Source organism: Pseudomonas sp. FP198 (assembly GCF_030687895.1).
Classification (GTDB): Bacteria; Pseudomonadota; Gammaproteobacteria; order Pseudomonadales; family Pseudomonadaceae; genus Aquipseudomonas.
Genome location: NZ_CP117452.1, coordinates 4,463,126 through 4,473,875, shown reverse-complemented (window position 1 = coordinate 4,473,875; position 10,750 = coordinate 4,463,126). Strand labels below are relative to the sequence as shown.

The 10,750-nt window shown below is 60.3% G+C and carries 12 protein-coding genes; 10 read left to right on the top strand and 2 right to left on the bottom strand.

What is annotated here, in order from left to right; genetic code table 11:
* Positions 1-89: 89 nt before the first annotated feature.
* The gene (apbC, locus tag PSH78_RS20390; RefSeq protein WP_305496347.1) at positions 90-1,184 is read left to right on the top strand and encodes an iron-sulfur cluster carrier protein ApbC; all 1,095 of its coding nucleotides are present in this window, start codon (positions 90-92) and stop codon (positions 1,182-1,184) included.
* Between the two features lie 145 nt (positions 1,185-1,329).
* On the opposite strand, the gene PSH78_RS20385 is transcribed toward apbC, so the two are convergent.
* Positions 1,330-2,088, bottom strand: a complete 759-nt coding sequence (locus PSH78_RS20385) for an SDR family oxidoreductase (protein ID WP_305496346.1) — start codon at positions 2,086-2,088, stop codon at positions 1,330-1,332.
* Positions 2,089-2,246: 158 nt separating this feature from the next.
* Here PSH78_RS20385 and PSH78_RS20380 point away from each other — a divergent pair, with 158 nt between their 5' ends.
* The 4 genes from PSH78_RS20380 to groL all read left to right on the top strand — a co-directional run bounded on the left by PSH78_RS20380 (position 2,247) and on the right by groL (position 5,773).
* On the top strand, positions 2,247-2,978 hold the full coding sequence (locus PSH78_RS20380; RefSeq protein ID WP_305496345.1) for a HugZ family protein: 732 nt from the start codon (positions 2,247-2,249) through the stop codon (positions 2,976-2,978).
* A 66-nt stretch (positions 2,979-3,044) separates the two neighbouring features.
* On the top strand, positions 3,045-3,521 hold the full coding sequence (locus tag PSH78_RS20375; RefSeq protein ID WP_305496344.1) for an FxsA family protein: 477 nt from the start codon (positions 3,045-3,047) through the stop codon (positions 3,519-3,521).
* Between the two features lie 261 nt (positions 3,522-3,782).
* Entirely contained in the window at positions 3,783-4,076 is a 294-nt protein-coding gene (locus tag PSH78_RS20370; RefSeq protein WP_003204913.1) for a co-chaperone GroES, read from the top strand.
* A 53-nt stretch (positions 4,077-4,129) separates the two neighbouring features.
* The gene (groL, locus tag PSH78_RS20365) at positions 4,130-5,773 is read left to right on the top strand and encodes a chaperonin GroEL (protein WP_181288598.1); all 1,644 of its coding nucleotides are present in this window, start codon (positions 4,130-4,132) and stop codon (positions 5,771-5,773) included.
* Positions 5,774-5,968: 195 nt separating this feature from the next.
* Here groL and PSH78_RS20360 read toward each other — a convergent pair whose 3' ends face one another.
* Positions 5,969-6,712, bottom strand: coding sequence for a phosphatase PAP2 family protein (locus tag PSH78_RS20360; RefSeq protein WP_305496343.1), 744 nt, complete (start codon positions 6,710-6,712; stop codon positions 5,969-5,971).
* A gap of 317 nt (positions 6,713-7,029) precedes the next feature.
* Between PSH78_RS20360 and colR the strand changes: the two genes are divergently transcribed.
* From colR to PSH78_RS20335, 5 genes are all read left to right on the top strand, one after another.
* A complete protein-coding gene (colR, locus tag PSH78_RS20355; protein ID WP_030142512.1) occupies positions 7,030-7,713 on the top strand; it encodes a two-component system response regulator ColR in 684 nt (227 codons plus the stop codon).
* Positions 7,703-8,980, top strand: coding sequence for a HAMP domain-containing sensor histidine kinase (locus PSH78_RS20350; protein ID WP_305496342.1), 1,278 nt, complete (start codon positions 7,703-7,705; stop codon positions 8,978-8,980). The genes colR and PSH78_RS20350 overlap by 11 nt, the downstream gene beginning before the upstream one ends.
* A 123-nt stretch (positions 8,981-9,103) precedes the next feature.
* A complete protein-coding gene (locus PSH78_RS20345) occupies positions 9,104-9,772 on the top strand; it encodes a class I SAM-dependent methyltransferase (RefSeq protein WP_305496341.1) in 669 nt (222 codons plus the stop codon).
* Positions 9,773-9,777: 5 nt separating this feature from the next.
* On the top strand, positions 9,778-10,491 hold the full coding sequence (locus tag PSH78_RS20340) for a lipopolysaccharide kinase InaA family protein (RefSeq protein ID WP_305496340.1): 714 nt from the start codon (positions 9,778-9,780) through the stop codon (positions 10,489-10,491).
* Positions 10,488-10,715, top strand: a complete 228-nt coding sequence (locus tag PSH78_RS20335) for a hypothetical protein (protein WP_305496339.1) — start codon at positions 10,488-10,490, stop codon at positions 10,713-10,715. The genes PSH78_RS20340 and PSH78_RS20335 overlap by 4 nt, the downstream gene beginning before the upstream one ends.
* Positions 10,716-10,750 lie beyond the last annotated feature (35 nt).

Below are 10,750 nucleotides of genomic sequence, written 5' to 3'. Positions count from 1 at the left end.
TGTTCACTCGTGCGGTAATCGGGTCGCCACGCGAGAGCGTGCGGCGTAGGATAGCGGCCTGTTTTCAAGTCTTGTTATCGGAGTTGCCCATGAGCGCCGTCAATCGCGCAGCGGTGGAAGCCGTCCTTCGCCAGTACACCGACCCCTACCTGAGCCAGGATCCGGTCAGCGCCGGATGCGTGCGAGCCATCGATATCCAGGGCGATCGCGTCAGCGTCGAACTGGAGATCGGTTATGCCGCCGATCTGTTCAAGAATGGTTGGGCGCAGATGCTGCAAATGGCGATCGAAGGCCTGGATGGCGTGGCGAGCGCCAGAGTCCAGGTTACCAGCGTGATTTCCGCCCACAAGGCCCAAGCCCAGGTGCCGGGGTTGGCGAACGTCAAGAACGTCATTGCCGTGGCCTCGGGCAAGGGCGGCGTAGGCAAGTCCACCACCGCCGCCAACCTGGCGCTGGCCCTGGCTCGCGAAGGGGCGAAGGTCGGTATCCTCGACGCGGATATCTACGGTCCGAGCCAAGGCATCATGTTCGGCATCGCCGAAGGCACCCGGCCGCAGGTCAAGGACCAGAAGTGGTTCGTACCGCTGCAATCCCATGGCGTGGAGGTCATGTCCATGGCCTTCCTCACCGATGACAACACACCGATGGTCTGGCGCGGGCCGATGGTCTCCGGCGCCTTGCTGCAACTGGTCACGCAAACCGCGTGGGGCGACCTGGATTACCTGGTGATCGACATGCCACCGGGCACTGGCGATATCCAGCTGACCCTCGCGCAGAAAGTCCCGGTGGCCGGCGCGGTGATCGTTACCACGCCCCAGGACCTGGCCCTGCTGGACGCGCGCAAGGGGGTGGAGATGTTCCGCAAGGTGAACATCCCGGTACTGGGCGTGGTGGAAAACATGGCCGTGCACATCTGCTCGAACTGTGGGCACGCCGAGCATCTGTTCGGTGAAGGCGGCGGTGAAAAACTGGCGACCCAGTACGGTGTCGAGCTGCTGGCTTCGTTGCCGCTGTCGATGGTGATCCGCGAGCAGGCCGACGGCGGCAAGCCAACCGTCATCGCCGAGCCGGACAGCCAGATCGCCATGGTCTACCAGGAACTGGCCCGCCACGTGGGCGCGCGGATCGTGTTGCAGGAGGCTGCGTCGCCGGCGATGCCGAATATCACTATCAGCGACGATTGAATAAGCGGTAACACATTCCATTGTGGGAGCGAGCTTGCTCGCGATAGCGGTCTGACATTCAACATTGATGCAAACTGACCCGACGCCATCGCGAGCAAGCTCGCTCCCACATTTTTGGGTCAGTCCATTTTGTTGTGCGATGGGTTCAGATCCGCAGCCCGCCATCCATCTCCAAAATCCGCCCGGTGTAGTAGTCGTTCTCGAAGATATACGCCGCCGAGTGCGCAATCTCTTCGGGCTTGCCCATGCGCTTGAGCGGAATCCCTGAGGTCATTTTTTCGAGGGCTTCGGGTTTCATGCCGAGGGTCATTTCGGTTTCGATGAAGCCCGGGGCAATCCCCGCCACGCGGATGCCGTAGCGCGCCAGTTCCTTGGCCCAGGTCACGGTAGCGGCCGCGACGCCGGCCTTGGCCGCCGAATAGTTGGTCTGGCCGACGTTGCCGGCGCGGGAGATCGAGGAAATATTGATGATCGCGCCGTTGTTCTTCAGCTCAACCATTTTCGCCGCCACTTCGCGGGTGCACAGGAATACGCCGGTGAGGTTGACGTCGATCACCGCCTGCCACTGGGCCAGGCTCATCCTGGTCATTTCACCGTCCTTGACCTTGAGCAGCAGGCCGTCGCGCAGGATACCGGCGTTGTTGATCAGCCCGTGGATCGCGCCGAAGTCCTCGGCCACCCGGGCAACCATGTCGATCACCTGATCTTCGTTGGCCACGTTGCACAGGTACGCACGCGCCTCGACGCCCTTGGCGGCGCAGGCGGCGACCGCCTGGTCGAGTTTTTCCTGATTGAGGTCCACCAGCGCGAGCTTTGCACCCTTGCCGGCGAAATACTCGGCCATGGAGCGACCCAGGCCCTGGCAACCGCCGGTGATAATGATTACTTTGTCAGTGAGTTGCATTCTCATGTCCAGGTGGCGCAGCGGTGGAGGGGTTGGGCGGGTCTCGATTTGCCGCGGTGTAGCGCGGCTGCGCGAGGATACCGGCCCGAAGGTGCGTCAGAACATTACTCCAGTCAACCGACCGTTTTCTAGACGAATTTTATTAAAGGAGTCATAAATTGAGCGTTGAAGCTGCCAAGCATGCCCGCGAATTGCTGCTCAAGGAATATCGGGGCATGCTCTCCACCCATTCCAAATCGATGCCCGGCTTTCCGTTCGGCTCCGTTGTGCCGTATTGCCTGGACGCGCAAGGCCTGCCGTTGATACTCATCAGCCGCATCGCCCAGCACACCCACAATCTGCAAAAAGACCCTAAATGCTCAATGCTGGTGGGAGAGCGGGGCGCCGAGGATGTTCAGGCCGTCGGGCGCCTGACCTATCTGGCCGAAGCGCAGAAGCTCGAAGACAGCGCCGCCATCGAGGCCGCCGCCGAGCGTTATTACCGCTATTTCCCCGAATCGCAGAACTACCATAAGGCCCACGATTTCGATTTCTGGGTTCTCCACCCGGTGCGCCATCGTTATATCGGCGGCTTCGGCGCGATTCACTGGATCGACCAGATCACCCTGGCCAATCCCTTCGCCAGCAAGGCCGAAGCGAGCATGATCGAACACATGAATGCCGATCACGCCAAGGCCATCGCCCACTACGTGGAGTTGAGCGGCCTGCCAAAAAACCAACCCGCGCAAATGGTCGGTATCGACAGCGAAGGCATGCACCTGCGCATTGGGCAGGGTCTGCACTGGTTGCCGTTTGCAGCGCCTTGCAACACGCCGACACAAGTGCGCGAAGCCTTGGTTTACCTGGCTCACGCCGAGCAATGGCCAAAAAATGCCGAGGTTGATGCTTGAATTCACGAAAGGGCGACGTCATTTAGGTTTTCATAGCAAGGCATTCTTGCGTTGAGGAACCATTTGATGCGCCCTTTTTTATTGCTCTTTCTGCTGTTCCCGGTGTTGGAGCTGTTCGTATTCGTCAAGGTCAGCGCTGCGATCGGGTTCTTCCCGGCGTTGCTGCTGGTCATTCTCGGCTCGATGCTCGGCGTGTTCGTGCTGCGCATCGCCGGCCTGGCCACGGCGCTGCGTGCCCGTGAAAGCCTGACCCGTGGCGAGCTGCCCGCCCAGACCATGCTCGAAGGCCTGATGCTCGCGTTGGGTGGTGGTCTGTTGATCCTGCCGGGCTTCATCAGCGACGTGCTGGGCCTGGTCTTGCTGCTGCCCTTCACGCGCCGGTTGCTGGCCAACAAGATGCGCCAGCGCGCCGAAGAACAGGCGATGCGCCAGCGGGCTTTCGCCGATGATCTCCAACCCCGTGGCGGTCCGACGCCGCGCGAACCGGTGGGCCGTGAGCCCAACGTGATCGAAGGCGAATTCGAACACCGCGACCCCAAGTAGCTTTCAGTGACACGGCAGCCAGCGATACGGCACCTTCGGGTGCCGTGTTCGTTTTAGCGCTCGTTCAGTAAAAAATTTCACCCTCGACCCTTGTAATCGTCTTGCACGCCCTTATGTATGGGTCACCGCAAGGTTTCCGGTGGCGACACCGGACAGACTTCCGCGGTTCGCTTGACGAACCGCACCCCGGCTCCGCCGGCTTTTGTTAAACCCGCCGGGACTACACCGGCCGATGAAAACCAAAATTAGGAGAGATCGACAATGAAGCTTCGTCCTCTGCATGACCGCGTCGTCATCCGTCGCAGCGAAGAAGAGAAGAAAACCGCTGGCGGTATCGTCCTGCCAGGTTCGGCTGCTGAGAAAGCCAACCACGGTGAAGTTCTCGCTGTAGGTCCGGGCAAGGCTCTGGAAAACGGTGAAGTACGTGCGCTGGCCGTGAAAGTGGGTGACAAGGTTGTGTTCGGCCCTTACTCCGGCAGCAACACTGTGAAAGTCGACGGCGAAGACCTGTTGGTAATGAGCGAGAACGAAATCCTCGCCGTTCTCGAAGGCTGATTTCCCCGCTCATTTTCCCGCTACTACTACAAAGTATTTAAGGAATATCGATCATGGCTGCTAAAGAAGTTAAATTCGGCGATTCCGCCCGCAAGAAAATGCTCGCCGGTGTCAACGTCCTGGCTGACGCAGTAAAAGCGACCCTCGGCCCGAAAGGCCGTAACGTGATCATCGAGAAGAGCTTCGGCGCTCCGACCATCACCAAGGACGGCGTTTCCGTAGCCAAGGAAATCGAGCTGAAAGATCGTTTCGAAAACATGGGCGCGCAGCTGGTCAAGGACGTTGCCTCCCGTGCCAACGATGACGCCGGCGACGGTACCACCACCGCGACCGTACTGGCTCAATCGATCGTCAACGAAGGCCTCAAAGCCGTCGCTGCCGGCATGAACCCGATGGACCTCAAGCGCGGCATCGACAAGGCGACCATCGCCATCGTCAAGGAACTGAAGGGTCTGGCCAAACCTTGCGCTGACTCCAAGGCTATCGCCCAGGTAGGTACCATCTCCGCCAACTCCGACAACTCCATCGGCGACATCATTGCCGAAGCCATGGAAAAAGTCGGCAAGGAAGGCGTGATCACCGTTGAAGAAGGCTCGGGCCTGGAAAACGAACTGTCGGTTGTAGAAGGCATGCAGTTCGACCGTGGCTACCTGTCGCCATACTTCGTCAACAAGCCGGACACCATGGTTGCCGAGCTGGACAGCCCGCTGATCCTGCTGGTCGACAAGAAGATCTCCAACATCCGCGAAATGCTGCCAGTGCTGGAAGCCGTTGCCAAAGCCGGCCGCCCTCTGCTGATCGTGGCTGAAGATGTCGAAGGCGAAGCCCTGGCGACCCTGGTCGTGAACAACATGCGTGGCATCGTCAAGGTTGCAGCCGTCAAGGCTCCAGGCTTCGGCGACCGTCGCAAGGCCATGCTGCAGGACATCGCCGTACTGACCGGCGGTACCGTTATCTCCGAAGAGATCGGCCTGAGCCTGGAAAGCACCACCCTGGAGCACCTGGGTAACGCCAAGCGCGTTATCCTGTCCAAGGAAAACACCACCGTGATCGACGGTGCTGGCAACGATGCCGATATCCAGGCTCGTGTCACCCAGATCCGCGCACAAGTGGCCGAGACTTCGTCCGACTACGACCGCGAAAAACTGCAAGAGCGTCTGGCCAAGCTGTCCGGCGGTGTTGCGGTGATCAAGGTTGGCGCCGGTTCCGAAGTTGAAATGAAAGAGAAGAAAGCCCGCGTTGAAGACGCCCTGCACGCAACCCGCGCAGCCGTCGAAGAAGGCGTGGTGCCTGGCGGCGGCGTGGCACTGGTTCGTGCCCTACAAGCCATCAGCGAGCTGAAAGGCGACAACGATGACCAGAACGTTGGCATCCAGTTGCTGCGTCGCGCTGTTGAAGCACCTCTGCGCCAGATCGTTGCCAACTCCGGCGACGAGCCAAGCGTAGTGGTTGACAAGGTCAAGCAGGGTTCGGGTAACTACGGTTACAACGCTGCCACCGGCGAATACGGCGACATGATCGAAATGGGTATCCTGGACCCGGCCAAAGTGACTCGTTCGGCTCTGCAAGCGGCTTCGTCGATTGCCAGCCTGATGATCACCACCGAGGCGATGATCGCTGAAATCAAGGACGACGCTCCAGCTGGCGGCGGCATGCCAGACATGGGCGGCATGGGTGGCATGGGCGGCATGATGTAAGCCAGCCTTACCCCTGTAGCGAAAAACCCCGCCTGTGAAAGCAGGTGGGGTTTTTTATTGGTGCGGATTCATGAACGACTCCAATCCCAATGTGGGAGCGAGCTTGCTCGCGATTACGGTGTGTCAGCTAATTATCCGGCACTGATCCACCGCTATCGCGAGCAAGCTCGCTCCCACATTGGGACGTGGTTCAGTTCAGGCATTGGCGGGACTGGTGACAGCGACACGTTCAGGTGTGGAAACTGGTCGGTACAGAACGCAGTAATAACACCCCAGGCAAATCAGCCAGCAGAACACCGCTGTCCATACGTTGTGGGAGAAGAAGTGCGCCCCTTGCATCATGCGTCCCATGGAAAACACCGTGCCCAGGGCAAAGGCGAACACCAGCGCCTGGCGTGCGAGGCGTGGGCGACGGTCACGCAGTACGAAGAACAGCGCGAACAGCGTGAAGCCGGTGGCGGCATGCCCGCCGGGCCAGCATCGGCCGGGCTTGTCGGTAGCCGGACGTGGGCTCAGTAGCTCACTGTAGGTTTCCTTGCCGCCAAACTCCTTGAGACTCCATGGGCATTGCACCGCCGTCGCTGCCTTCAAAGGTGTGACAAACGCAGTCGCCAATGCCAGCGACAGGACCAGGCAACCCAGCTCACGTTTGTACGGCTTGAGCCGAGCGATAAAAAACGAGGCGACAAACCCCACGACCGCCAGCACGGAAAACCCGATGACCAGCTGTTTGGCCCGGTCGTGCAGGATGTCTTCCAGGAAAAAACTGTGTCGACCGATAAATCCACCCGCCGTCGGATCGTAAAACAGCTTGGCTACGTTCATGTCCAGGGTGGTCAGTTCCAGCAACCCCAGACTGGCTGCGACCACAGCGGGCAAGCCCAGGGCAACCCAAAAATTCAGGCGCCTGGAAGCGGGGCGGATGGCAGTGGAAACCATGGCAGTACCTTTGATGGGAGTTTTCGTGATCAGCGCGTTGCACAGTCTGGTCTGCGTTGCGTTCGGGCGGTGTGAAGGCTGAGTGAAAAACTCGTCAACCCCCGAGCAGCCACACTCCAGGGGCGCTTGATCCTTTTGAGCGAGCCTTCTCGCCAAGGGTCGACACATTCAACCTGGATGGCGGCTGGTCCACCGCTTTCGCGAGCAGGCTCGCTCCCACAGTGGTTCGCACTGCGTATACAACCCTAGCCGTAAGCCACGCTTGGCCTTAAGCTGCGCGGGCCACGACGATTGCCCCGTGCGCAGAGGAGATGCCCATGCGAATTCTGTTGGTTGAAGACAACCGTGACATTCTGGCCAACCTGGCCGACTACCTGGGCCTCAAGGGCTACACGGTCGATTGCGCACAGGACGGTTTGTCAGGGCTGCACCTGGCCGCGACCGAACACTACGACTTGATCGTGCTGGATATCATGCTGCCGGGTATCGACGGCTATACGCTGTGCAAGCGCCTGCGCGAAGACGCCCGGCGCGATACCCCGGTGATCATGCTCACCGCGCGGGATCAGTTGGATGATCGTTTGCAGGGTTTCAAATCCGGGGCGGATGATTACCTGGTCAAGCCCTTTGCCTTGTCGGAGCTGGCGGCGCGGATCGAAGCGGTCATGCGGCGTGCCCAGGGCGGTGGCCGACGCGCGTTGCAAGTCGGCGACCTGAGCTACGACCTCGATACGTTGGAAGTGACCCGGGAAGGCAAGCTGCTCAAGCTCAACCCCGTGGGCCTCAAGTTGCTGGCGGTACTGATGCAGAAAAGCCCCCACGTGCTGCGGCGCGAGATCCTCGAAGAAGCCCTGTGGGGCGATGACTGCCCGGATAGCGACAGCCTGCGCAGCCATGTCCACCAATTGCGCCAGGTGATCGACAAACCGTTTGAAAAACCGTTGCTGCACACTGTGCACGGCGTCGGCTATCGGTTGGCCGAGGGCCGAGATGGAGTTTAAGCAAAGCCTTGCGCAACGGATCATCATCGCTTTTGCGCTGATGAGCGCATTGGTGGCGGGAGCGTTTGCACTGGGCATCGTGGCAACGGTCCATCTGGTGGAAGAAAAACTGATTTCCGCCGGGCTCGGAGGCGACCTGCAACGCCTGCTGTTGATGGACAGCGTTTCCGACTGGAGTCATCGCCCGGAACCCGACCAGCTGTTCTATTTCAGCGGCGGCCCGGGAGACTTCGAGTTGCCCAGGGACCTGCGTCACCTGCAACGTGGCTTTCACGAAGTATTTCGCGAACAGCTGTCCTATCACGCGATGGTAGAGATTGTTGACGGTCGGCATTACGTACTGTTGCAGGACCAGAGCGATTTCGAGGAGCGCGAGCGGGTGCTGTTTGCCGTGGTGCTGGTGGGCTTCGTCCTCAGTCTGGCGCTCGCGGTGTTCCTGGGCTGGGTCCTGGCACGCCGGGTGATGGCGCCGGTGGTACGTCTGGCCCGGCAGGTGCGGCATCGCGACCAGTTGCTCGGGCTCGCCCCGCCATTGGCGCCGGATTACGCTGCTGATGAAGTGGGCGAGCTGGCCGTGGCGTTCGATGCCACGCTGGGCCGGTTGCGCCAGGCGCTGACCCGGGAACGTTTGTTCACCAGTGACGTGAGTCACGAACTGCGCACGCCGTTGATGATCCTCGCCACCTCCTGCGAATTGCTGCTGGAGAATCCGGCGCTGGACCAGCGTGGTCGCACCCAGGTCGAACGCATCAACCGCGCCAGCGAAGAAATGCGCGAACTGGTGCAGACCTTCCTGATGCTTGCCCGGGCCCAACGCGAGGACAACGGCATGTCGCCTCGCTCGACGCTGGGGCAGGTCGCGGAAAACCTCCTCGGGGTCTGGCGCGCGCCGATCGAATCCAAGGGTCTGACCTTGATCTTCGAACCAGGGCAAACCACCGATACGCAATACAACGCCACGTTCCTGACTGCCGTCATGGGAAATCTGCTGCGTAACGCCTTGCATTACACCGATCAGGGCTTTATCCGCGTCTCGCTGACCGCCACCGGATTTGTCGTCGAGGACAGCGGCGTAGGCATTCCCGAGGAGAAGCGCGAGGCGATGTTCGAGCCGTTCGTGCGCGGTAACGAAAAGCGTGGCGAGGGACTGGGGCTGGGGCTGTCACTGGTGCAGCGGATCTGTGAGGACCAGGGCTGGACGGTGAGCCTCAGCACGATGGAACCCAACGGCTGCCGTTTCGAAGTGGAGTTGAACCCGAAGTCCTGAGATCGGCGGCGAAAAGTCTTGAAAACATTCAGCCGTTTACATGACGAAGTTTTCACAAAGGGATGACCTGTCGGCTACAAGTCGATCCCTAAGGTGGCGCCATCAACACTGGAGGCGCCATCGATGTCCAATCCCATCAAGCTAGCTTTTTCCGCCAAGTACGACGAGCGACATGCCCAGCAATACCTGCGCAAACACAAGACGGGGCTGAGCCGCCGTCTTTCCCACCACCGGGACGAACAACTGGCCCGGCGCGCCTTGATGCTCGCGGGCGACCCGGGCCTGGTCCTCGACCTGCCGAGCGGAGCCGGGCGTTTCTGGCCGCTGCTGGCCGAGAAACCTGGCCGGGTGATCATCGGCGCGGACAATTCCACCGCCATGCTCCAGACGGCATTGAAGGCACAACCGGCCGATGTCGTAAAACGGGTACAACCTTTGCACACATCTGCGTTCGACATCGCCTTGCCTGATAACGCCGTCGACAGCATTTTTTGCATGCGCCTCTTGCACCACATCGGCGAACCCGTGCACCGACTGGCGATATTGAGGGAATTCGAGCGTGTCACCCGTGACAGTGTGATCGTTTCATTGTGGGTCGACGGCAATTTCAAGGCCTGGAAACGCAAGCGCCTGGAGCGCACCCGTGGGCAGAAAGACTACCAGAACCGATTTGTGTTACCGGCCGCTACAGTCGAAGCAGAATTTCGACAGGCCGGGTTTCGCATCGAGGAACAGTTGGATTTCCTGCCGCTCTATGCCATGTGGCGAGTTTATGTATTACGCAAGGGGTAGCAGGCATGGTTGTACAGGTAGCAGGAGCCCAGGCGGCTTCTCGTAGTTGCTTTGACCAGATCTGGAATCAGCGTGGCGAGTGGGTGGAAGCTCCCAATACCCGGCGTGGCGGCGAAAGCGGTGTGCAGCGGATCAGCCATGATGGCGAACTGTTTTATTCCAAGCGCCAGACCGGACACATCTACCGCAGTTTGCTGCACCCGTTCGGCCGTCCGACCGTGTTGCGTGAAGAGCGAGCGCTGCTGGCTCTGGCGGAACTCGGCGTCACGGTACCCCAAGTGGTCTTTTGCGGTGCGCAGAGGGACCCGGTCCACAAGTGGCGGGCACTGCTGGTCACCCGCGCTCTGGACGGCTTCGAGGAAATCGGCCGTTGGTATGCCGCAGGCGGCCGCGAGCGTCATGGCGAGGCGGTCCATGATCGTCTCCTCCAGGCCCTGGCCGAGAACCTCGCCCGCATGCACAAGGGGCGCTGGCAGCACAGTTGCCTCTACATCAAGCATGTATTCGTGCGAGTAACCGGAGAGGGCGAGTCGGCCAAGGCCGAAGTGGCGTTGCTCGATCTTGAGAAATGTCGCCAACGGCTGACCGCCCGCGGCGCGGCGTTCCATGACATGAGCCAGCTGCGGCGCCATTCGTCGTTCCAGGATTGCGACTGGGGAAAACTCGTCTATTTTTACGAGGCGGCGTTTGGCAGCGCTATCAAAGGTTTATCCCGATGAAACTAGAAATTGCTAGAGGTTTGTTTTTAGTCGGAGCCCTGGCAGTTGCATCCCTGGCACTGGTGGTGTGGGAGCAGCCACGCTCGCAGATCCTCAGTGCCTCCACTGTCGGCGCACATTGCCCGGTGCCTCGGGTGGCCAAGGCCAGCGAGGCGATCCAGCCGGACGACGACCTGTTGCTGTTCATGTTCAGTCTGTCCCAGGGCATGCGACCGCAGAGTTGAGTGTCATAAAGCCCAAACAAGGCCCCGATATCTGC

Coding starts and splice junctions, on each gene's coding strand:
- groL (WP_181288598.1), top strand. CDS start 4,130: ATGGCTGCTAAAGAAGTTAAATTCGGCGATTCCGCCCGCAAGAAAATG.
- PSH78_RS20340 (WP_305496340.1), top strand. CDS start 9,778: ATGGTTGTACAGGTAGCAGGAGCCCAGGCGGCTTCTCGTAGTTGCTTT.
- PSH78_RS20370 (WP_003204913.1), top strand. CDS start 3,783: ATGAAGCTTCGTCCTCTGCATGACCGCGTCGTCATCCGTCGCAGCGAA.
- PSH78_RS20385 (WP_305496346.1), bottom strand. CDS start 2,088: ATGCAACTCACTGACAAAGTAATCATTATCACCGGCGGTTGCCAGGGC.
- PSH78_RS20350 (WP_305496342.1), top strand. CDS start 7,703: ATGGAGTTTAAGCAAAGCCTTGCGCAACGGATCATCATCGCTTTTGCG.
- PSH78_RS20375 (WP_305496344.1), top strand. CDS start 3,045: ATGCGCCCTTTTTTATTGCTCTTTCTGCTGTTCCCGGTGTTGGAGCTG.
- colR (WP_030142512.1), top strand. CDS start 7,030: ATGCGAATTCTGTTGGTTGAAGACAACCGTGACATTCTGGCCAACCTG.
- apbC (WP_305496347.1), top strand. CDS start 90: ATGAGCGCCGTCAATCGCGCAGCGGTGGAAGCCGTCCTTCGCCAGTAC.
- PSH78_RS20345 (WP_305496341.1), top strand. CDS start 9,104: ATGTCCAATCCCATCAAGCTAGCTTTTTCCGCCAAGTACGACGAGCGA.
- PSH78_RS20335 (WP_305496339.1), top strand. CDS start 10,488: ATGAAACTAGAAATTGCTAGAGGTTTGTTTTTAGTCGGAGCCCTGGCA.
- PSH78_RS20360 (WP_305496343.1), bottom strand. CDS start 6,712: ATGGTTTCCACTGCCATCCGCCCCGCTTCCAGGCGCCTGAATTTTTGG.